The organism is Olivibacter sitiensis DSM 17696 (assembly GCF_000427965.1).
Taxonomy (GTDB): Bacteria; Bacteroidota; Bacteroidia; order Sphingobacteriales; family Sphingobacteriaceae; genus Olivibacter; species Olivibacter sitiensis.
The window spans coordinates 1-22,533 of the sequence record NZ_ATZA01000058.1; the positions used below are offsets into that span (position 1 = coordinate 1).

Below are 22,533 nucleotides of genomic sequence, written 5' to 3' on the forward strand. Positions count from 1 at the left end.
TCTTTTCGGACAAAAGCACCTCTTACGTCGACATCTCCGAGCTGGTTGAATTGCACGTCACCGAGAAATCGGACGCCAAAACCACCAAGGAAACGCTCAAATGGGTACATATCGCTATCAGCAATGCAAAACGGACATTGCTGGGCAACTACCATAAAATCAAAAGGAAGTACCTCCAGCTCTACCTCAACGAGTTCATTTATAAGCTCAATAGACGGTATTTCGGAGACAAACTGTTTGACAGAATGGTCATTGCAAATATAACAGGTGCGTAAACGGAGAATCAGTAACCCTTTAAAGCAATAATATGAAAAAGTATATCTATACCGTGATGCTTGTTTTAATTGGTATTACGGCTGCACAGGCGCAACGAATGCTGCCAAAACAGAAAGGATTGGAAATAAGTGCGGGTGTAATGTCCGATGATAAAATCGGCAACGATTATTACATCAGCGCAGCAATGACCGTAAACGGTAAAAATGGCAATTATCAGCTTTGGGCGTTTGAATATACCCACCAATACCACGATTACAAAGACCTGCGCATCCCGCAGGAAACCTATTCCGCAGAGGGAGGTTACAGCTTCTTTTTATTGGGCGATGCCCGGAAAAATATCACGCTGAATTTCGCCGTAACGGGTGTGGTCGGTTACGAAACCATCAACCGGGGCGAAACAATGTTGTACGACGGGGCGAAGATATTGAGTGGGGATAATTTCATTTACGGCGCAGGCGGTCGCCTCACTTTTGAAACGTACCTATCCGACCGTTTTGTGCTTGTCCTGCAAGGGCGTACAAAAATGCTTTGGGGTACAGATTTACAACAGTTCCGACCGTCGGCAGGTGTGGGATTAAGGTTTAACTTTTAAAACGTAAAAACGATGATAGCAATATTCAATAAATTCAGAACGGGGCTACTGCCACTATATGTATTCCTGACAATCCTCACAGCTTCGGTTACGTTGGTATCTTGCAGCAAAGATGATGAACTCGAAATACAGAACGATTTTCCTTTCGAGGTAAATGTAATGCCAGTGCCTAAAGATGTTGTCAACGGGCAGACGGTAGAAATACGCATTACCATTCAGCGTACTGGCAATTACAGCAATACGCAGTATTTCCTGCGCTACTTTCAGTTTGATGGGCAAGGCACATTGCGGTACTATGATGAACCGCCGTACCTGCCCAATGACCTGTACCAGTTGCCTACGGAGCAGTTCCGCCTGTACTACACTTCAACGTCTGCCGTATCGCAGTCCTTTGTTGTTTGGATTTCGGACAGCTTTGGAAATGAAAAGCAAATAAGTTTTCAGTTCAACAACGCTGATTAAGCAACATTTTATAAATTGCAACAAACGCTGAATAACTTATTATTTCCATAAACAACGAAAGCGGCTTATCTCAATGGTAAGCCGCTTTCTATTTACAGCGTATTGGCTACGTGCATTTTACTGGCTCATCAATATTTCTTAAATTTATACTGTGAAATTCAAAATGTGAGGATATGGTTTCATCATTGGTTATAGGAATAATTTTTTTGGTTGCAGGCTTGGCACTTCGTTATTGGATTAACAGAAGAAAGTTTTACAGGCGCAGCCCTATGGGAGCAGAGGGCTTTTCCTCTTATGAAAGTTCGGTTTTTATTAAACTGATTGAAAGGGTTGGTAAATGGGTAGCTTATGCGCTGATTATAATTGGGCTGTTATCGCTATGGGTTTACTCCCGTGAGAAAAAGGAAAAAGCAGCGGTAAATACCGAACAACCTGCCCAACGCAGATAATTATTACACATACAGTTTTAAAGCAAATCGGATAGCCTAAACGTTATCCGATTTTTTATTTGGGGGCAAAAAGTAAACTGCCAAATACTGCCTTTCAAAGCCAAACCCTGCAACATTCCCCAACGCTGCGTTAAGCCTTTATAAATTCGACTTTCACAGCAAAATTGAGCAAATAATGGAAGTTATCGCAATACAAAAATCCGCACTGGATGGAATGAAAAATGAGCTAAAAGCACTTTTGGAATTGACGGAAAATGCCACGCAGAAATACACACCCATTTTTAAGGAAGAGCAATGGCTCGATAACCAGGAAGTATGTTTAATGATGAACATTACCAAAAGGACTTTACAGACCTATAAGGACAAAGGCTTGTTGCCTTATTCCAAGCTGAACCGCAAGAACTATTATAAACGCTCGGATGTACAGGCTTTGCTCGAAGCCGACAGCCGTACAATACTGCCGAAAATGGATTTATTCACGAATGACAATGAGGAAATTATCGCCCACAAGGAAATGATTACACAGCTACGCAGCCGTATTGAAAGCATATTGAAAAATTACCGTCCTGTAATGAACGGAGAAATATACCTGTCGGGCGAAGATGTGTGCAAGCTGCTCCATATCAGCAAGCGGACTTTGCAGCAATACCGTGATGATAATATTTTGCCGTATATACAAATAGGTGGTAAGATTATTTACAAGGAAAGCGATATTCTGACCATACTGGAGCAAAATTATATTTCCCAAAAAACAAGCAGACTGTAATCTTTTTTGTATTATATGCACTCAAAAAGATACGAGTTTAGTATCTTTGCTGTTGAAAATATAGAAAATACTTAAAGTGTTTTTGCTTTAAGTCCCACATTGAAAACTGGTAATTTTTAGACAACGGGACATAATAAGTAAGAACGCTCACGTCAAAAGGCGTGGGCGCTCGCTTATTCGTTGTCGGGCATACCAGTGCCTCAATGTGCGGTAAGTGTAGTTAGCCTACGCTCTTTTTTTTGCGCAGGCTTCCACAACCTAAAACATTAAGGCTATGGAAAGCAATGATATATTTTACCCCGAATTTGACTACCCTGCATCGCATCTGTCAGCATTCTCTCTGTGCATTGATGTTTTTATCATATCTCTAAAAAACGGGGAAATAGTACGTTTTAAACCTAACGAAATAGCACATTTTAAAGAATGGCTTAGGCGTTTTAATGTCAGGGATATTGCGGTTAACGACGGCATATCTCACACGAATAAAACGGCTAATTCATCTAAACCTGCAAACGGATTTTTTAACCTTATCAAAAAGAGGAAATGAGTAAAGAGCAAATAATTAAAATAGCGTTTATTGATGACCACGATTTACTAAGAAAGGGCATCTGTGATTTTATACGGGATGATAATAGTTTTGAAATTGTATTTGATGCAGAAAACGGCAAAGCGGCAATGGAAAAAATGGCGAAAAGCGAAGTTGTTCCCGATGTAATGATTGTTGATGTAAATATGCCCGTAATGAATGGATTTGATACCACTAAAGCATTGGTTGAAAAATACCCGCAGACAAACATCTTGGCGTTCAGCGTAAACGATGAAGTGCAGGATGTAGTGAAAATGCTTAGTTGCGGGGCAAAAGGATATATGCTGAAAGGCGCAGACCCGGAAGAACTCAAAGAAGCCATAAAGGTAATGCACGGCGGTGGTCGTTATTTCAGCGCAGGTGTCTGTGAAATAGCAAAAGAATATTATCGGCAGTTTCCGCAATAATATTGAGATACGCATTTAACTATAATACACCTATGGAAAATGGAAGAAGTAAAAAGCCTCATTGACCGTACCAATAAATTTTACATAGATATGTCGAGAAAGGTACTCACGGAAAAGGAGTACGAAATCGTATATCAAATGTTGGTCAACAAAAAACCGATAATTGAACTGGCAAACGATTATAACCTGACCCGTGAAAGGATTAGGCAGATATACAGGGACGCTTATAACAAAGTAAAATCTATTGCCGAACTCTTTCAAGAGATTGATTATTATAAACAGCATAGGGATAAGTTAAGGGCAGATTGCAGGAATGAGTACAGCGAATTGCGAATGTTGAATGAAGCTGCCAACGCAGAGGTATTGGAAAAGAAATTGATAGACAGTGCTTTCCCTTTTAGTAAAAGACTATTGAATATGTTGGTATCATTAGATATTCATACCATAGGGGATTTAGTTGCTATGCCATTACAGGAATATCAAAATTTTAGAGGCTTCAAAACGGTTTGTAAAAAGGAACTCAAAGCGTTTATCGAATTTAAACATCTTGAAGAGTTATTCGATAGCTATCGTGATTGGAGTAAGAAATTATAAGGGTTCCTGTGAGCGAAAAGAAGTCATTGCCAAAACTAACATTGGGATAACAAATATCCCACGCAATAACGCCGCAACCTGTTTGATAAAATGTGGGAAATGGAATTGGGGAGGGTACATTTTGGCAAAGGGGATTGTTCCGCTTTGATGCAAAAAGACAGTCCCGACCATCGGGAGGATCTGTCTTTTTGCCGCCCAACTTTTTAAGTCAGGCGGCTGTTATTAGTTAATCGTTTTTAAATACTCGTCGTAACGTTCCGTTATATCCTTACCTTTTCTGAAAGTGTCCTTTGTATAGCTGTAATGCTCCTCAAAAAACTTTACTTCTTTGGTGGTAAGGTCTATTAAATAACGGTAGTCTGCGTTTATCCGCCTTTCATCCATTGTGCAATGCTCATTAAGCATTTCGAGTTCCCGCTCGCTGTTATCAAGGGATAACAAGGGTAAAAAAAGCCTTTCAACGATATAGCCCTGTTCAGGTGCGCTACTGCTGTCCGCAACGCAAATCAGGGATTTGCCGTTGCTTAATTTAATATGAAGATTTGAACGTGTCATAGTTGTGAAATTTGATTAAGCAATTAACTGGGTCAATAAAAATTCTTCCGTCCAAAATTCCTCGCTCGTGTGCTTGCCGTATGCTGTATAGTAGCCTGTACCGTTTGCCCGCAATACAAGCCTGTAACAGTCCAGTCGGTTTTCAGGTACGGTAAACGTTTCCTGCTCCTGTTCGGTAAGCTCCACAAATACCCATTCTTTGCCGTTAAGCAGTTCTTCAATGTTCGGGTTATCGTGTTCGCCTGTCCTGTAAAAATCTACCGCAGTATCATAGTAGTTCATTGAGCAGAAATAAGAATTGCCCTCTAACGGCTTAACCAGTGCAAGCCGTTTTGCCTGTTCTTGTTTCCATTCTTCGGATAGGTTGATAATTGCAAACTCGCAATTATCCCACTCGCTATTGGTGTTGGCTTTAACCAAAATATGTGCTGTTGTTTTATCTGATAGTTTCATTGTCTTAAATTTTAATGATGTTTAACTGATTTTCGATTTTGCGCTCTAACAAGGTTTCGAGTATTTCCCATTCGCTGTCATACTCCTTGCCCTCAAAATGGTAGGTGTCTGTTTCCTCTTCTAATTCGTAGCTATCAAAGTCTTGGCTATCTAAGCAGGTATCTGTTAGTGTACCGTTTTCAAATGTTGCCTTACCATACACTAAGCAACCCAATTCCTCATACTCGTGGGTAAAGTTCACTTTAAAATGTTCGGCTATTTGTTTAACGGCTTCCGTATTTGACGACCATTTTGTTTCGTACTGGAATACACCCCCGCATTCATTGTCCTGACTGATGCCGAAGAAATAATCTCCGTTCGTGTCCTGTACAAATTCGGGCAGTTGCCCGCAATTTTCTTTTTGCTCTCTTTCAGCCATTGTTTTAAATAGCTGTGTTATCTGTTCGATTGCTTCTTCTGCTCCCTCAAAAACAATCGTATTGTTGCACCAGTTAGCCATAATTATTTATCGTTTAAGGTTATCTGTAAAAATTTGTCGCTCCCGAAAAGCAGGTGTATAGCCAGTTTTAATTGCGGATTGCATTGCTCTTTGTCTGTGTACTCAATAAGGCAGTGGATAGCGAATATTGAATTGTGTCCGTCGAAAAAATGGTCTGTAAACCAGTTCGGGCGTTTCCAAAGTGGTTCGTTTTTGTCTATCCCTTTTTGCGCATTCTGCACAAGCCTGTACCAAAATTCGGCAGTAAAAAATCCTTTTTGATACCATCCCTCACGAAAGGCGGTTTCATTTCGGAGAAAGTAGTCGCATTGCTTTTTTATTGCGTTTTGCAGGTTCTCCAGTTCTTCGGGAAACATCTTGCACAGCAAGCCTGCTTTGTCCAGATTATCCATTTTATGTAATGCTTTCATATCTTTTGTTTTTAATAGGCGACCACCTTTGCAGGCAGTCGCCTTTGATGATTAATTGAAGTTGAAAATCTCTGCGCCTGAATAGGCAAAGTCCGTACACAGTTCAAAGGCTTTTTGGGTCTTTAGCTGTGCTGTACCGCCCATTACGATGGATTGTAGTTTGGCTTCGCCATCCCTGTAATTGCGTACATTCTGAAAGTAGCCCGTAACGGCATTGTAAGCCCCGAATAATGTACCTTTGGTAGTTACCATTTGTTGGGTATCGCTTATCATAGCGTATTCAAAGGCATCATTTACGGTGTTTTTGAACACGGTGGAAACTTCGTCTTCCGCACCTTTTTTGAGCAGGTTAAGCGTTTCCTTGTTCGGGCATAGTGCCAACTGGATTAGCTTTTTTACTTCTCGGTCTGTTACCCTTACTTTAGCCCAGTCGTTAAAAATGTTCTCTAACTGGTTGCTTAGGGTGTTGGCAAGCCCCATAACCTTATGAGCGTTTTCAAGGCGTTTTTTTGCTCCTGACGTGTGTTTGATACGCACTACGTTGGTCATACTCCGCAATGATGCGTTCAGGGTGTTTTGGCATACGATACGGATAGGGGTAAACGCTGCGGTAATACTTCCGCTACCGTCGTGGCTTGTGGTTAGGAAAATGTACTTTTCTGTTACGTCGTCGCCGTTACCTACTCGGATATAGTCGGGCAGCTTGGCAGTAATAAAGATGCGCTCCCCGTTGCCCAATGCTCCTGCGGTTTCGTACAATATGCCGTCGCCTCCGCCTACAATAGCATCAAAGAAATTAAACGCCTCACGGTTTTGTACGATATGGTAGTCTTTACCTACTACGCCCAGTGGGGTATTGGTATCGGTGCGAAGTGTGGCGAAACTGTTAGGTACTAAAATGTCGTTAGCCTCTATCAGCTCTCCGCTGTCGCCGATGCTCATTGTTCTGCCCTGTGTAAACAGTGGGGATTTGATTACCTTATAATCTAAACCTGCGTGTACTATTGCTTCTTCGCTTGTTGGGTACTGCTCTACGATTTGCCCCAAACCGTGCCACGCTTTTTGCTGAACGCTAAAGAATGAATGACGTCCTGTTTGCTCGTTGAAATTGATGTTGTGTGCCATAATGCTAAAATTTTGATGTTTGAAAAAAATTTTTAATTACTCGTTCACTTTTCTCGTTTCCCGCCTCCCGTTGTGGTCTGCTCCGCTTCGCTTCACATAAATTTTTCCAAAAGAAAAACCGGAAAAAAGAAAGCAGATAATCCAAGCGGGCAACAGCGAAAAACAAAAGGAAACGGAATAAGTCCCGGAGGGTGGCAAGGGAACACACAGCACTCGGCGAAGCCATCATTTTGCCTTGCCATTATGCCGTAGTCTTTTGGTTGGGCGTGTGCGGTGGCTGCCCGCTATAACTTAGCTGCCTTTTTACCGGTTGATTGTGGAAAATTCTATTCTAATATTTTTTTGTGTGGGATAATATTCAGGCTTTGATAGCCTGTAATAGAGATTTGAAAAAGGGAATTGCAAGGAGGGTTATAGAAAGATTTCGTTTTTCAATTTTCTATTTCTGAAGTAGGTAATAAGCTCTTTTAGAGCGTTGGATTTAGTAGAGAAAGTAAATGTGCTTTACCTACACAAAAGTATAGGTACAAAAAAAGCAGAACTGTTAAGTTCTGCTCATTGTGATTAAGTAAAAGCTATTCATATAGCTGCCAAAAATGCTTCTTCCATTGCCTTGAATTTTGGTGTAACTAAATCCATATCCCTACTTATTTTTTGGCTTGTGATTTTAGCATAAATCTGTGTGGTCGAGATATTTTTATGTCCCATCATTTTGCTAAGGCTTTCAAGCGGTACGCCCTCGGTCAAAAACATTGTTCCGAAAGTATGCCTTGCCGTATGAAAAGTTACCTTTTGCTCCGTAATAATTTCGGCTTTTTCAATCAATTTGCCAACGTGCGTGTTGCAAGTAGCATTGGTCGGAACCGGAAAAATAAATTCATTCCTTGTAGTACCCTGATATTTCTCAATGATACGTTTGGGAATTTCCAATAACCGAACATTAGAAGCAATATCCGATTTCTTCCTCCTGCTGATAATCCATTGATGACCGTCAAAGAAAGATTGAATATTATTCCTTGTCAGTTTTTTAATATCAGCGTAAGCAAGCCCGGTAAAGCAACTGAAAATAAAAAGGTCTTTTACCAATTCATATCGTGGGTGTGGCGGTACGAACATCATCAACTTTTCTACATCCTCTTTCAGAATATAACCCCGGTCGGTTTCTTCCATATTAATTTCGTAGTCCTGAAAAGGATTATCACGTATCAAGCCTTTTTTAATAGCCAGTTCCGCAAGGGCTAATACAGGCATCGTATAAACCCAAACCGTATTATGTGTAGATTGTAAATCGTACCGGAGGTAAAAATCAAACTCACGAATAAAGTCGGAAGTCAATTCCCGAAAAGCCATATCATCACGATGATAGCGTTCTTTTATAAACGTGGTAAGATGATTGTAAACCGTGATATACTTGTTATAGGTGCTTTGTGAGCGTTCTTCCTTTTCGACCAATTTTTTAAAATCCTCATTTTGGTCGTTAAAGACTTTTAGGATTGCATCATCCATTACACCCACACCCAAAAACGACTGCTTTACTTTTTGGGCGGTGGCAAATCCGTCGTGCTTCAGCATATCTTCATAAATCTTGTCGATACGCCCGCGAATGTTATCCAGTTTTTTATTAATGCTCAATGCCTGGGCACTCTTGCCCTCAACTCTTCCGTACTTTAAATCCCAGTTATTCGGGTTTATTTCTAACTTTGTTCCGAAAGTTTTAGGCGTTCCGTCGATGGTAATACGTGCCATAATTGGTGCATTACCGTTCTTTTTCAGTTCGTTCTTTTTCAGATAGAAAAGCAGTTTGAACGTCGATTTTTTTGTCTGCTCCATAACTCAAATGTTTAATGTTTAAAATTAAATTACATTGAGTTACAAGGAAACGTAGAAAGAGGTGCAAAAGACTGAAATATAATCGGTTAAGCTATACCGTTACTTCTGTAAATCGGTAACGAATTAGTAACCTAACCTTGTCATTTTAAGCCCAAAACCTATCAGACACCGACTTCCGAATTTAGACTACAACTTTTATAAAGCCTTGTATAGCAACGGTTTTATCCGTTTTGCTTATTTTTGCTTTTTACTAATCTTTTTTACATAAAAAACGAAAAATAAAAAATAATTTCTTGTAAAATAGAAACAAAAAATACATTTTTGTCAAAATACACTTAAATCATCAACAAAACAAACACGTTTATGAAAAGAAAACTACTTTTTATCTTGATGTGGATTGGCATTTTCTATACAGGAAATGCCTTTTCCCAAGAAAAGACCGTCAGTGGAAAAGTTAGCGCAACAGATGGCACCACCTTGCCTGGTGTTAGCGTGCTCCTTCCAGGCACTACCATTGGCACCACAACAGACAGCAACGGCAATTTTTCACTCAAAGTGCCTGAATCGGCTACGCGCCTTGTTTTTCAGTACTTGGGATATGTTAGGAAAGAAGCAACGATCACCGGTAACTTTTTGGAAGTAAGCTTAGAGAACGATGAAGAGAACAGACTTGATGAAGTATTGGTTGTGGGATACGGAACTCAGATAAGAAGAAAGTCTACCGATAACATCGCTAGGATCACTGCTTCGGACATGGCTGACGTTCCTTCTCCTAGTTTTCAGAGTCTTTTATCCGGCAAAGCTGCTGGGGTACAGGTCATGCAAACTAACGGTAAAGTGGAAAGTGGCATGACGATACGTGTTCGCGGTGTTTCCAGTATATCGGCTGGATCGGATCCTTTATATGTATTGGACGGGATGCCACTAATAAACCAAAATGAATCCAATTATACCGCTCCCACCAACCCTCTTTTGACTCTGAGCCCTAGCGAGATAGAATCCATAGACATCTTAAAAGATGCTGCGGCCACCGCCATATACGGCTCTAGGGGCGCGAACGGCGTTATCATTATCACTACAAAATCGGGCAAAGAAGGACGCAACGTACTAAATGCCAATGTATCCCAAGGATTCAGCAGCCCTACCAGATTAAGGGAATGGCTCAATGCCGATGAATATATCGAACTTTTCACCGAAGCTGCCATCAACAGATATGGACTTGAAGATGGCACAGATATCGCCGAAGAGACATTTGACTGGCTTGCCGTAGGTACAGATTGGAGGAATAGGGAAGTGAATACGGACTGGCAAGATCTAGCTTTTCAAAACGGCAGGATTACCGATTTTGATCTTTCCCTGTCGGGAGGCAATCAAAAGACAAAGTACTTTTTCTCTGGTGCCTACAACAAAACAGATGGCATCATAAGGAGCAATGATTTGGATCGCATTTCATCAAGAATAAACGTCTCGCATGAATTATCTTCAAAATTTACAGCAGGAGCAAACTTGAGTTTTTCTAGAACTGGTATCAACCGCGTTTCTAACGACAATGCGTTTACTACACCGCTGCAATCCATTGCCCAGGCTCCCATATCCCCAGCTTATTTGGAAGACGGGGAGCCAAATCCCAACACTTTGTATGCGAACTATCTATTACAAGACAAGCATGCTTTCTATAACACCATGATAAGAAGGGTGACAGGCAAGGCATTTGCAGAATATCGTTTCTTACCTAACCTGAAATTTAATTCGGACTTTGGATACGATCTGTTTTACCAAACCGAAGATCAATTTGTTGGCAGTCAGGCTCCCTTCCAATCCACTAATGGTGAAAGCTATGCATCGAGCGTAGGTACAGAATCATATATATTCAGCAACTATTTGTCTTTCAATAAAACCTTTGCTGAAATACATGATTTAGATGTTGTTGCCGGTATGGAATTCAACGACAGGAAACGACGCTTCCAAGATGCCACGGGCATAGAATTTCCTTCGGATGACCTCATTACCTTGAGAAGTGCGGCAGAAATTACAGCTGCAGACGGTACGGTGACACAAAACAACTTTCTGTCCTATTTTGCCAGAGCCACCTACTCCCTTTATGATAGATACCTTTTGAAAGCAAGTATCAGGCGTGACGGTTCGTCCAGATTTGGCACTGACAATCGATACGGCTTTTTCCCTGCGTTTTCTGCCGGATGGATAGTATCGGAAGAATCTTTCCTTAAGGATTCCCAAACACTGTCCTTTTTAAAACTAAAAGGCAGTTGGGGAAAAACAGGAAATGCTGAAATAGGCGATTTCGCTTCTCTTGGCCTATTCACGGGGGCAGCGTATAACCAAACTCCAGGCCTAGCCCCTAGCCAAGCAGCAAACCCTATATTAACATGGGAAAGCATTATTCAATCAGACATTGGATTGGAATTTGGACTTTTAAGCGATCGTCTGACCGGTGAAGTTAGTTATTACACTAAAAAATCCGACGGGCTGTTGTTCAACCAATTACTTCCCTATACCTCCGGCTTATCTTCTATCACGAAGAATTTAGGCATAGTTGAAAACAAAGGTATTGAATTTGCTTTAACCTCTAAAAACATCAACAAAGAGGGATTCTCTTGGAATACCAATTTCAACTTGGCCAACAATAAAAACAAGATAACAGAACTGCCTAATGGAGATGACGTAATTGACGGACGAAATATTTTAAGAGAGGGCAATCCCATCTATGCATTCTATATATTGGAATACGCAGGTGTAAATCCCGACAATGGAGATGGGGAATATTATGTCAATTCCGTTAACGAGGATGGCTCATTGAACAAAGAGCGGACTGCCAACGCCAATGCGGCCAATAGAATTATTGCTGGATCGCCTATCCCCAATTGGATTGGAGGCATTACCAATACCATTAGGTACAAGGATATAGACTTCAGTTTCACCTTTCAAGGCGAATGGGGTGCCAGCATATATAACGGAGGTGGTGTATATCAGTCTGCCAATATGATTTACGAAGACAACCAAACGAAAGATCAATTAAGGAGATGGCAAAACCCAGGAGATATCACAGATGTTCCACAAGCCAGGCTATATCTCAACAACGGTGCGCAGCATTCCACACGCTATCTGGAAAAAGCAGACTTCATCCGTCTCAGAAATATCAATTTGGGATACACACTGCCAAAATCATTTACCCAGAAAATCGGGGTAAGTAACGCAAGGGTTTATGCCTCTGGCTTCAACCTAATTACAATTACAAATTATAGCGGATATGATCCAGAAGCTAGGAGTGATGCTGGTGCTAGCCAAGCAGCCAGAGGTATAGACTTCTATTCAGCACCAGCTGCGAAAACATATTCATTCGGGATTAATGTCACTTTTTAAAATACAGAACATGAAAAAGATAAGCATATATTTTGTCTCCCTGTTATTGGCCAGTCTTACGGCATGCGAAAGCAAGTTGGACATAAAACCTTTACAGAACCTCGACACAGAGGTTGCGTTGTCTAGTTCAGCCAATATACAGAACTTATTGAACGGAGGTTACGAACGAGCTGGTAGATCTGGCCTGTTCGGAGGTTACCTTCAGGTAGCCTCCGAACTGTACGGAAGTACCAACGAAATAGCATGGAATGGTACTTGGACCGCATTCGGAGAGATATTTAACAAGGCTATCCTTGTAAACAACACCTACGTGGAAGGGATTTGGCTAAACGCGTATTATACCATCAACATAGCCAACTTGGTGATTGACCATATCGACGTGGTGGATGAAGACGAAAGGAATCGCGTACTCGGGGAAGCGAAATTCCTCAGGGCATTATCCTACTTTGAACTAGTTCGAAATTTCGGAAGCCAATACGGAGCAGGTGGAGGAAATAGTCAATTGGGCGTTCCTTTGATATTAGCCGGTGTGCTTGATTACAGCGGGGACCTGACTGCAGGAAGAAACTCCGTATCTGAAGTGTACGCGCAAGTTTTGCTCGACCTGAACGATGCCTACACATTACTGCCGTCAGATAATGGCATCTATGCCTCAAAATTTGCCGCACAAGCCTTGCTTGCTAGGGTTTACCTCCAACAGGGCGATTATGCCGCTGCCCTCGCCTCAGCGAACGATGTTATAGAAAATAGCGATGCGCAACTCACGTCTACTTATGCCGCAGCGTTCAATAACAACACCAACTCAACAGAAGATCTGTTTGCTTTCCAAGTCAGCTCACAAGCGGGATCCAACAGCCTAATTACGCTGTATGCCGATCAGGACAACGGCGGACGAGGTGGTGATATTCACATCCAAGCCGGCTTCATCAATTTATTTGATTCCGAAACTGACGTCAGAAGCTCCTTCCTTTATACAAGTGCCAATTACGCCAACAGAAGACTTACAGCAAAATATACAAATCAATTTGCCAATGTTACTGTACTTAGATTGGCGGAAATGTACCTGATCAGGGCTGAAAGCAATCTTAGACTGGGTTCTCAAACCGGCGGCACGCCGCTAGCTGACATAAATGCCATTAGAGGTCGGGCAAACGCGTCTTTAAAATCGAGCGTTACGATCGACGATGTCATATTGGAGAGAAGGTTAGAACTAGCTTTTGAAGGTTTTTTGATTCATGACTACAAACGAACAGGCAGAGCAGTCGGAAATGTCCCTGCCAACAGTGAAAGTCTCGTATTCCCCATTCCACAACGTGAAATGGACGTTAACCCCTTGCTAGAGCAAAACCCAGGATATGGCAGCTAGGCTATAATAACTCATAAACAAACACACAAAAGCAAGGCTATCCAAGATTGGGTAGCCTTATTCTTTTCATATATACCAGAAATTCGAGCTGCGGCCAATTGAAAACAAAAAAATTGGATGTAGCTAGCCATACACACAGATGCAAACAAAAACCTTTTCTTTTGTAGCGAATGACAAATAATGCCTATATTTGAATTGCAGCTCCTATTAAGGTCAAACAAAGGATAGAAGTATATGAACCGTACCGCATACATCGCCATTTTAATCCTTACCTCCATTTCTTGCAGTAATGATATCGAACTGGAAAAAACACTGGACTTCGAACGATTTACCATACAAGTTCCTGCCGCATGGAGCCAACAGCAAATACAGGGATATGACTCCTACGTGGGACAAATAGCAATAGGTGAGCAGGAAAGCATTTCATTTGACTTGGGGGCATACGCCGACAACCTTAATGTCAATACTACCAGCCATGACATTACCACGAAAACGATTGACAATAAGGAAGCGAAAATAGTAAAACCTAAAGTTGCGGGGCAAGGAACTACCGGTGTTTATTTTGAAAAGTTAGGAACAAATGATGTTGACAAATTTCAAATGAGCGGCATTAACTTAAACACACAGAATCAACGCCTGTTTTTGGCCGCATTGGAGACATTGAAGTTCAGGGATTGAACAGAAAACTCTTGTCATGGGGTGCACGACAAATTTCAGCCTACAGTAGGCCGTCACTGCGAGTTGGAACAGCGAAGCAGTCTGGGCGAACAAAAAAGCAGATTATTCCTAATTAGCTGTTTTCAATGGCATTCATGAGCTCACTTCGTTCGGTTGCTTCTTCATTACATTCATCGCAACCGTGTCCGACTACCGGCGGATGACGCTTTTTTGTTCAAATAGGTTTTTTGTCGTGCAACTTCTACCATATTGCCATACCAAGTCCTAAGACAAACCACTATCTTTGCCTCCATGACAGCAGCGCGGGCAAAAAGGAAAATATTGGTTATCCGCTTTAGTTCCATGGGCGATATTATTTACACCACTCCCATAGTACGTTGCCTAAAGCAACAGTTACCAGACGCCGAAATTCATTTCCTAACCAAACCAGCGTTCAAGTATTTGTACGACAACAATCCCTATCTCGACAAGTTGTTGTTGTTAAAGCCTTCCCTAGCTCAAACCATAAAGGAAATTAAGAGTGAACAGTACGATCATATAGTAGATTTACACAATAACCTACGCACGAGCATTATCAAGTTAAGGACAGGTATCCCTTCCACCACTTACGATAAGCAGCGGATCCTAAAATGGCTGAGCCTGAAGTTAAGGAAAAACCTGGTTCCGCCTGTGCACTTAGTCGACCGCTATTTTAAGGCAGTGGCCCCGTTGGAGGTAAAAAATGACCACAAGCCCATCGACTATTTCATTAAACACCAATACCAATTGGCTTCGCTGCTCCCCCCTACCTTTCAGGACGGCTATGTTGCATTCGTCATCGGGGCCATGCATTTTACCAAACGGATGCCCAATGCCAAGGTTATTTCCATTTGCAATCAACTGAATCGCCCCATTGTACTACTCGGAGGGAAAGACGTTGCACACAACGCCGAGGAGATCATGAAAAGCAGCTCGGCCAAGCTGTACAATGCTTGCGGCATCACCTCCTTGGACGAATCGGTTTTTCTCGTTTCCAAAAGTGCCGCAGTAATTGGCTTCGATACAGGACTGACACATATAGCAGAAGCATTCAACAAACCCATTGTGTCCGTATGGGGAAGTACGGTACCAGAACTACTTGGTGTAAAAGCGTATGAAATAGATCATTCCTTGGAATCGGGCGTAAACCTACCTTGCAGGCCTTGCTCAAAATTTGGTCTATCCAAATGTCCAAAGGGACATTTCAATTGTATGTGGAAAATAGACGAAGTGCCAATCGTCCAGTTTATCAACACTTACTAATCACTATGGAAGACATGATGTAAGGCACGATTGTTGAGCGTATATTTAGCTTTTTTGTTGAGTGGTTCGTTTTATATAAGTATTCAAATATCCTTTTTTTAATTTTGACTTTTTAATATGTCTAAAGAACTATTTTTAATAAGGCACGCAAAGTCCGACTGGAGTTTTGATCTCACCGATGTAGAGCGTCCGCTCAATTATCGCGGCAATAGAGATGCTCCCGTAATGGCCAAAAGGTTAAAGGAGTACGGCATATTACCGCAGCTCATCATTACGAGCAATGCCTTGCGGACTAAAGAAACAGCGGCATACTTCGTAGATAAATTAGCTTTACAGGAAGATAAGGTGATAGAAGATGCGCATATCTATGAAGCGCATTACGAAACCCTATTGATGGTTATTAATGATTTTGACAACCAATATGACCGTATAGCCATTATAGGTCACAATCCCGGCATTTCGGTCATCAACAGTTATCTATCAGGCGACAATAGTTTTGCCTTCCCTACTTGCGGCATAGTGCACCTTCATTTTGACGTAGACAATTGGCAAGAAATAAGCCAAGGATCGGGTAACATCAAATGGATTGACTATCCTAAGAACAAGTAAAAGAGTGCATTTCAATTTGTCGCTTTTACCAAGCTAGGATCTATAATAGGCACGAGTTAGCCCATTGCACAAGGCCATTATGCCAAAACTCGCGCCAGTTCTCCTACGAATACTGGCTCAAGCTTTAGGGACGGAAAGGGTGGTGGCCTAGCTTGGGCCAATCAATAAAAAGAAGCTTGCAGCTTCGTGTGTACTGCCTTGCGACAATTTGGTTTGCGCCCAAAATAAAAAAACCTAAAAAAAATAGCATATCTTTGTCTTAAGATGGAATATGCTATAGTAGACATCGAAACCACAGGGGGACATCCAGCGGGAAACGGGATGACCGAGATTGCCATTGTCATACATGACGGCAAACAAATCATCGATTCCTTCGAAAGCCTGATCAATCCATTGCAGCCTATCCCACTGCACATCACAGCACTGACCGGCATCCACGATGAAATGGTCGCTCAAAGCCCCACTTTTATAGATATCGCAGCGCAGGTATTCAACATACTCAACGATCGTGTTTTTGTAGCACATAATGTCAACTTCGATTATTCCTTCGTCAAGCACCAACTAAAAGAGGCCGGCTACGAATACAATGCGACCAAGCTATGCACCGTGCGCATGAGCAGAAAGGTATTTCCTGGTCATCCTTCCTACAGCTTAGGGCGCCTATGTCGGACACTTGGCATCGCACACAGCAATGCACACCGTGCCATGGGCGATGCAAAGGCAACAGTATGCCTATTTTCCAGATTGCTCGAGAACGATGTGGAGGGACATATTGCGCAAATGCTCAAAAAGAACTCCAAGGAGCAAGCGTTGCCCGCACACCTCAATAGAGAAGAGGTAGAAGCATTGCCCCAATGCCCAGGAGTTTATTATTTCAAGGATAAAAGTGCTAAAGTCATCTATGTAGGCAAAGCAAAAAACATCAAAAAAAGAGTGCTATCCCATTTCAGTGGACTCAAAACCAATGCACAACGCCAGCAATTCCTAAAGCACATCCATTCCATAGACCATACCGTTTGCGGCACGGAGCTCATGGCCATCGTACTTGAAGCTACGGAAATCAAACGCTTATGGCCACTGTACAATAGGGCCATAAAACAATATGAACCCAAATTTGGCTTATATACCTTTACTGATCAAAACGGCTATCAGCGAATGGTGGTCGATCATTACAAAAAGAATCAGGCAAAACTATGGATGTTCAACAGGCTGTCCGAAGGTACCGAATTATTAAAGTGGCTATGTCAGGAATTCAATCTGTGTCCAAAGATGAACTTCCTACAGCAAACGTGTGCAGCGGCCAATGGATGCGCCTGTCGGAAAGAGCTGAGTACAGTAAGCTACAACCTACGCGTCAAGCAAGCCATCCAATCATTGGAAGACAAACTTCCCAGCTTTGCGATTATCGACAAAGGCAGGAATGACCACGAACAAAGCTGCATCTGGGTAGAACAGGGCCAACTATTCGGTATGGGCTATTACGAAGCACTACAACAAGCAACAGAGCCAAGCGCCATCAAGTCATTGTTAACCCCTTATAACGGAACCGATTACATCATGCGTATATTGGTAAAGTATGCCAAGGAATACCCACATCATGTAATTCCCATCGAAAAGACCAAACATAAGATTAGTCACTACCAGTACTTACCTATTTCAACTTAGTATTGATGGATTGACGGATTGGCTTTATTTTTGGAGAAAATTTTAATTATGAAAGAACCGTTTGACGTGGAATATAAAGGGATAGACTATGCCATCTTCCCGGAAGAAGACGATATATTTGCCATTTACAAGGATGGCATTGAATACATAAAGATCCAAAAGGACAGCGAAAACAGCTGGATAAAACTGGATCCAGAGACAGAACTTCCCCGCTTTGAGGCAGATGAGGAGGTAAATGCACTCGGAAAAGAAATCATCGCTACGTTGGCAGGCCAAGGCTAAGCTCAAAAATACCGCTCGAACTTAAGTCCATAGCTCAGCAACAGATTTTCTTTTTGTGTCCTGTTGATGCGGTTGTAATTGCTCGTCGCCGTTAGGCTTAGCCATTGGTTCAGCTTAAACTCCAGTTGGTTGTTCATACGGATGTTGTAGTCTTCCCCATCCCTTAAGGAATGCTGAAAGAAATTGGAGCCGTTCAGCACGATGAAGTTTCTTATGACAAACCGAAATTGCAAGCGAAAGGAATTCCTGATGGTACTATAGCGCTGCTCTACCCCATCGGACAAGGTGAGGTCGCTGGCATCGTAGAGCAACCCATCGCTTATATTGAGGTAGGCATTGGGCGCATCCCAAAAGTTATAGGCTACTCCAGCACCTGCCAGCAATTGATTGTTGATATTGAGGGAATAGCTGGTATTGTAATTAGCCAAGCCCCAGTAAAAGAAGTTTGGAAAGGTTTTGTACAAGTTGAAGTCCAGCGATGTAGAATAATCATTGTTCGTTAAGGCTTCGTTCTGCTTACCATAGAGCCAATTGTTATTAAAATTGAGCACGATGCTGTTTTTCTTGACATTGAACCGCAGTCCATTGTTCAGCAGATACGCACTGTTGCCATCCGCTTTGTTAATGGAACCGGTAGAGGTATAAGAAACCAGATAATGTGTACTATCACCAAATTGTGCCATCGCTACTGATGGAAGCAAGAAAACAATTAAAATAAGCAAAAAATATCTCATCACAACGTATGTGTCAAACGGTCGCTTTCCATAAAACGGCGCGAGCCTATTAATGTTGGCATATACTTGAAAATTATGCAAACTTATGGAATAGATTTTCCTCAATCTATATAGTCAGTAAGCACCAACAGCATGCTGACAATAACACTAGATACGCAAATCATGTAAGGAAATAGCATTTTGAAACGCAGACGATATCGGGTGTCTTTTTTGGGTACCAGAGCGGCAATGGAAGTGAAAAATAGGCTGAACAGAAAATTGATAAGCAATATAGCGACAAAAGCCGAAGCACCCCATGCCAGATAGGTCCAAATATCGTCTACACCGCCAATATTTATATAGAAATAGCTGACAATGGTCTGTAAGACCAAAAAGATCAGGGCCAATAGCCATCGTTGTTTTAAGCTCATTTTTCGACTCGGGAGTTAACTCACGAAGTTAAAAAAATTGGCAACAAAAGTATAGCCCTTTTTATTGATTTTTCTCTGCCTCCTTGGCTGCTTTCTCTGCCTCCTTAGCCTGCTTCTTGAAATAGCCCCGGAAAAGGAAATTATGCTGCAAGGCTTCCATGTTCTGGTCCAGCTTGGCGCTGCTTTGCTGCAGGTTTTCCATGGTCTTTTTCATTTGCTCGGCCATCTCCTCATCATTAAGCAGCACTCCCAAAGTATTGTCCTTGCTGTTGATTTTACCAGATGCCTGCTCTATATTCTGTACCAATGCTGCCGTAGTCTGCGTGATGCCCTGCAATTGTGCTGCGGAGCTTTTCAAGCTGCTGTATACCGTCGTATCGGTAAGCAGTTCATTGGCCAAGGAACCTTGCGTATTCAGCTTGTTGGTAAAGGCATTGAGCGACTGGGTAACCCTTTCGGTATTGGCAGCAGTACGAGTAAGGCTAGCCATAACGGCCCTAAACTGCATAGCCATCAAAGAATCAGACAAGAAAGCGCCTACCGTGCCTTCGCCAGCAACAATCTTTTTGCTGATTTCCTTCATATCCCCTGTCACTGCCACCATGTTTTCATTGTTCGTTTGCAGGGTGGTCATCATTTTTTCCGTATCGAAAGCCTCAACGGACTGCAGCAGGTCATTGTTTTCTACCAAGGCCACACCATCGGCTCCGCCCTCTATGACCAGGGTTTTATTGCCAATAAAGCCTTCGGAACCTATCTTTACGGTCGCATCTTTTCTGATGTACTGACGCGAATCATCATCTATTATGAAGTCTACCTCTACCTGCGACTTGTTATTGAGTTTTATCTTCTTGATCGTACCAATTTTAACTCCAGAGAAGAAAACGTTATTACCGACCTTAAGTCCCCCAGCATTTTCAAATATGGTTTTCAGTGCTATAGTCTTGGAAAATCTCTTTTGATTGCCACCCAGCAAGAAAATGGCCATGACAAAAAACACGATTCCCAATAGTGTGAATAAACCAACGATTATTCCTCTTTTTCTTTCCGAATTTGTATTACTCATAAATCTAATCTACAAAATTATAATCATAGAAGGCTTGTACCCGAGGATCTTTCGGCTTATCGAAAATATCCTCAAAGCGCCCTTGTTGTTCAAACTTACCGTCCAGCAGCATCACGATGCGATCGCCGACTTCCCGTGCACACGTCAAGTCGTGGGTAATGATGATGGACGAAGTTTTATACTGTTGCTGCACCTCATTAATCAAGCCATTGATTTCCGTACAGGTAATGGGATCCAAGCCTGCAGTGGGCTCATCGTACAACATAATCTCGGGCTTCAATATCAATGTACGGGCAATGCCTATACGCTTACGCTGACCACCAGAAAGCTCCGATGGCATTTGATCAATAGCTTGCATAAGCCCCACGGCCGATAGTACCTCTTGCACCTCATAGTCTATTTCCGCCCTACTTAGGTACCGCTTATTGCGAATGAGCGGAAATTCCAAGTTCTCACGCACCGTCATGCTATCGTAAAGCGCACTGTTTTGGAAGGAAAAACCAACCCGCAAGCGCAAGGCGGTAAGTTCGCGTTTTGACAAATTGCCCATATCTTCACCTAAGACTATCACTTTTCCGCTGTCTTTCGACAACAAGCCACTGATAATTTTGATCAGAACGGATTTTCCGGTACCCGACCTGCCCAGCACTACCAGGTTCTCCCCCTGAAACAATGCCAGGTCAACACCACGCAGTATATGCATGTCGCCAAAAGACTTGTACAAGTCTTTTATGTCAATGACTGGATTGTCGTAGTTTATGGGTGTTATTTGCTTTTTCTCCATCTGCCTAGCCTCTAATGCTCTGTACTACCATCACTACCAACTGTTCCTCAATAAATATCAGGAACATGGACAGCACCACGGCGGCATTGGCCGCTTTTCCCACGCCTTCTGTCCCTTTCATGGAATTGTAGCCCTGATAACATCCCACAACACCGATCGTAAATCCAAAAATAGCAGCTTTTACCAAGGCCTGATTGATATCCAGGAAAGAAATCGTATTGAACACTTGGTCAAAAAAGCTGATAAAACTCACCTGCTCATGCTGGTACACGTTCAGTCCTGAACCTATAAGCCCCACAAATCCAGTATAACAGCTTAGCACGGGAATCATCAATGTACAAGCGAGCACACGCGTCACCACGAGGTATTTAAACGGATTGATCCCGGACACCTCCATGGCATCTATCTGCTCGGTCACCCGCATGGAGCCCAGCTCCGCGCCAATGTTTGATCCTACTTTCCCAGACGCAATCAAAGCGGTCACCAATGGGGCCAATGCCCTCACAATGGCAATGGCAATGGCCGAAGGCAGCATAGAAGTGGCACCAAAATCTTCCAGAGATGGACGCGACTGGTTCGTAAACACGATGCCGATGATAAAACCTGTCAGAGAAATCAATGGCAAGGACTTGACACCAATTTCATAGCATTGCCTAACAAATTCTTTGAACTCATATGGAGGAATAAGTAGTTCTCGAAAAAACTGCATGATGAACTCATGGACCTTACTCAGCGTAATTAACGTATTCTCTATTTTCTTAAACATTAGCTCTAAAAGTTATTTATCTGAAGCCAATGAATCAAATAAATGACCTATTTTTTGCAAAAATAAATTTTATCTTGTAATAAATGTTCAATCTTCCAAAAATGGATGCTATTTATCACTCTATGATATTCAAATGATAAACCACGAGCGCTCCGAATCAGGTTTAGTATTTTGCTTTGAACGTCTATTGTGCTATTATTGTTTTCTTAAAAAATATCACTACTGACCGACAAAAAATAATTTAAGGAGCTGCCATATCTGGCAAGCTCCTTTTTTCATATTTTGGTTTTACGACAAACTAAAAATATGAGTGATAAAAATACAGAAAAGAAATTAGTCGGTCAGCCAATCTTCAAACAATTATTAGGTTTTATTCCAAGGAACAAATTTGAGATGCTTGTGAGCAAGCACCGGTCTGACCGCTATTACAAGACCTTTGATTCATGGACACAACTCATGACGATGCTGTTCGGAATATTCAGCCGATGTGATTCTATGGGCGAGATC

The 22,533-nt window shown here is 42.0% G+C and carries 27 protein-coding genes; 16 read left to right on the plus strand and 11 right to left on the minus strand.

Annotated features, from left to right (window positions below; genetic code table 11):
* The 8 genes from A37S_RS0120305 to A37S_RS0120345 all read left to right on the plus strand — a co-directional run.
* Positions 1-275 (plus strand): transposase (locus A37S_RS0120305; RefSeq protein ID WP_028298567.1); only part of this gene is annotated, 275 nt, incomplete at its 5' end.
* A 32-nt stretch (positions 276-307) separates the two neighbouring features.
* The gene (locus A37S_RS0120310) at positions 308-868 is read left to right on the plus strand and encodes a conjugal transfer protein TraO (RefSeq protein WP_028298568.1); all 561 of its coding nucleotides are present in this window, start codon (positions 308-310) and stop codon (positions 866-868) included.
* Between the two features lie 12 nt (positions 869-880).
* On the plus strand, positions 881-1,330 hold the full coding sequence (locus A37S_RS0120315) for a DUF3872 domain-containing protein (RefSeq protein ID WP_028298569.1): 450 nt from the start codon (positions 881-883) through the stop codon (positions 1,328-1,330).
* Positions 1,331-1,503: 173 nt separating this feature from the next.
* A complete protein-coding gene (locus A37S_RS0120320) occupies positions 1,504-1,779 on the plus strand; it encodes a hypothetical protein (protein ID WP_028298570.1) in 276 nt (91 codons plus the stop codon).
* Positions 1,780-1,954: 175 nt separating this feature from the next.
* Entirely contained in the window at positions 1,955-2,545 is a 591-nt protein-coding gene (locus A37S_RS28385) for a helix-turn-helix domain-containing protein (RefSeq protein WP_425414415.1), read from the plus strand.
* 274 nt (positions 2,546-2,819) lie between these two features.
* Positions 2,820-3,092: a hypothetical protein gene (locus tag A37S_RS27595; RefSeq protein ID WP_028298572.1), complete on the plus strand. Its 273-nt coding sequence runs from the start codon at positions 2,820-2,822 to the stop codon at positions 3,090-3,092.
* A complete protein-coding gene (locus tag A37S_RS25500; RefSeq protein ID WP_051293351.1) occupies positions 3,089-3,538 on the plus strand; it encodes a response regulator in 450 nt (149 codons plus the stop codon). Before A37S_RS27595 ends, A37S_RS25500 begins: the two co-directional genes overlap by 4 nt.
* A gap of 39 nt (positions 3,539-3,577) precedes the next feature.
* Positions 3,578-4,132 carry a sigma factor-like helix-turn-helix DNA-binding protein gene (locus A37S_RS0120345; protein ID WP_028298573.1) on the plus strand — a complete coding sequence of 185 codons (555 nt, stop codon included), beginning with the start codon at positions 3,578-3,580 and terminating at the stop codon, positions 4,130-4,132.
* 222 nt (positions 4,133-4,354) lie between these two features.
* Here the strand turns inward: A37S_RS0120345 and A37S_RS0120350 are convergent, their stop codons facing one another.
* From A37S_RS0120350 to A37S_RS0120375, 6 genes are all read right to left on the minus strand, one after another.
* Entirely contained in the window at positions 4,355-4,687 is a 333-nt protein-coding gene (locus A37S_RS0120350) for a hypothetical protein (RefSeq protein WP_028298574.1), read from the minus strand.
* A 15-nt stretch (positions 4,688-4,702) separates the two neighbouring features.
* A complete protein-coding gene (locus A37S_RS0120355; RefSeq protein ID WP_028298575.1) occupies positions 4,703-5,140 on the minus strand; it encodes a hypothetical protein in 438 nt (145 codons plus the stop codon).
* 4 nt (positions 5,141-5,144) lie between these two features.
* Complete coding sequence (locus A37S_RS0120360) at positions 5,145-5,639, minus strand: DUF1281 family ferredoxin-like fold protein (protein ID WP_028298576.1); 495 nt, start codon at positions 5,637-5,639, stop codon at positions 5,145-5,147.
* Between the two features lie 2 nt (positions 5,640-5,641).
* Positions 5,642-6,049 carry a hypothetical protein gene (locus A37S_RS0120365; protein WP_028298577.1) on the minus strand — a complete coding sequence of 136 codons (408 nt, stop codon included), beginning with the start codon at positions 6,047-6,049 and terminating at the stop codon, positions 5,642-5,644.
* Positions 6,050-6,100: 51 nt separating this feature from the next.
* A complete protein-coding gene (locus A37S_RS0120370; protein WP_028298578.1) occupies positions 6,101-7,174 on the minus strand; it encodes a DUF932 domain-containing protein in 1,074 nt (357 codons plus the stop codon).
* A 579-nt stretch (positions 7,175-7,753) separates the two neighbouring features.
* Complete coding sequence (locus tag A37S_RS0120375) at positions 7,754-9,004, minus strand: site-specific integrase (protein WP_028298579.1); 1,251 nt, start codon at positions 9,002-9,004, stop codon at positions 7,754-7,756.
* Positions 9,005-9,367: 363 nt separating this feature from the next.
* On the opposite strand from A37S_RS0120375, the gene A37S_RS0120380 reads away from it, so the two are divergent.
* The 7 genes from A37S_RS0120380 (at position 9,368) to A37S_RS0120410 (ending at position 18,266) form a co-directional block, all read left to right on the plus strand.
* Positions 9,368-12,385, plus strand: a complete 3,018-nt coding sequence (locus A37S_RS0120380) for a SusC/RagA family TonB-linked outer membrane protein (protein WP_028298580.1) — start codon at positions 9,368-9,370, stop codon at positions 12,383-12,385.
* Positions 12,386-12,395: 10 nt separating this feature from the next.
* Positions 12,396-13,751 carry a RagB/SusD family nutrient uptake outer membrane protein gene (locus A37S_RS0120385; protein ID WP_028298581.1) on the plus strand — a complete coding sequence of 452 codons (1,356 nt, stop codon included), beginning with the start codon at positions 12,396-12,398 and terminating at the stop codon, positions 13,749-13,751.
* A gap of 234 nt (positions 13,752-13,985) precedes the next feature.
* Positions 13,986-14,429 carry a hypothetical protein gene (locus A37S_RS0120390; RefSeq protein ID WP_028298582.1) on the plus strand — a complete coding sequence of 148 codons (444 nt, stop codon included), beginning with the start codon at positions 13,986-13,988 and terminating at the stop codon, positions 14,427-14,429.
* Positions 14,430-14,720: 291 nt separating this feature from the next.
* Positions 14,721-15,710, plus strand: coding sequence for a glycosyltransferase family 9 protein (locus A37S_RS0120395; RefSeq protein ID WP_028298583.1), 990 nt, complete (start codon positions 14,721-14,723; stop codon positions 15,708-15,710).
* A gap of 117 nt (positions 15,711-15,827) precedes the next feature.
* A complete protein-coding gene (locus A37S_RS0120400; protein WP_028298584.1) occupies positions 15,828-16,319 on the plus strand; it encodes a SixA phosphatase family protein in 492 nt (163 codons plus the stop codon).
* 264 nt (positions 16,320-16,583) lie between these two features.
* Entirely contained in the window at positions 16,584-17,984 is a 1,401-nt protein-coding gene (locus A37S_RS25505; RefSeq protein ID WP_051293352.1) for an exonuclease domain-containing protein, read from the plus strand.
* Between the two features lie 48 nt (positions 17,985-18,032).
* Entirely contained in the window at positions 18,033-18,266 is a 234-nt protein-coding gene (locus A37S_RS0120410) for a hypothetical protein (RefSeq protein WP_028298585.1), read from the plus strand.
* A gap of 2 nt (positions 18,267-18,268) precedes the next feature.
* Here A37S_RS0120410 and A37S_RS0120415 read toward each other — a convergent pair whose 3' ends face one another.
* From A37S_RS0120415 to A37S_RS0120435, 5 genes are all read right to left on the minus strand, one after another.
* Positions 18,269-18,949, minus strand: a complete 681-nt coding sequence (locus A37S_RS0120415; protein WP_245586439.1) for a DUF481 domain-containing protein — start codon at positions 18,947-18,949, stop codon at positions 18,269-18,271.
* Positions 18,950-19,101: 152 nt separating this feature from the next.
* Positions 19,102-19,410, minus strand: a complete 309-nt coding sequence (locus A37S_RS0120420; RefSeq protein ID WP_028298587.1) for a hypothetical protein — start codon at positions 19,408-19,410, stop codon at positions 19,102-19,104.
* 61 nt (positions 19,411-19,471) lie between these two features.
* Entirely contained in the window at positions 19,472-20,476 is a 1,005-nt protein-coding gene (locus A37S_RS0120425) for an MlaD family protein (protein WP_028298588.1), read from the minus strand.
* A gap of 4 nt (positions 20,477-20,480) precedes the next feature.
* Entirely contained in the window at positions 20,481-21,260 is a 780-nt protein-coding gene (locus tag A37S_RS0120430) for an ABC transporter ATP-binding protein (protein ID WP_028298589.1), read from the minus strand.
* 4 nt (positions 21,261-21,264) lie between these two features.
* Positions 21,265-22,026, minus strand: a complete 762-nt coding sequence (locus tag A37S_RS0120435) for an MlaE family ABC transporter permease (RefSeq protein WP_028298590.1) — start codon at positions 22,024-22,026, stop codon at positions 21,265-21,267.
* A gap of 306 nt (positions 22,027-22,332) precedes the next feature.
* Between A37S_RS0120435 and A37S_RS0120440 the strand changes: the two genes are divergently transcribed.
* Positions 22,333-22,533, plus strand: a 201-nt coding sequence (locus A37S_RS0120440) for a DUF4372 domain-containing protein (protein ID WP_028298591.1), incomplete at its 3' end; no start/stop codon positions are given.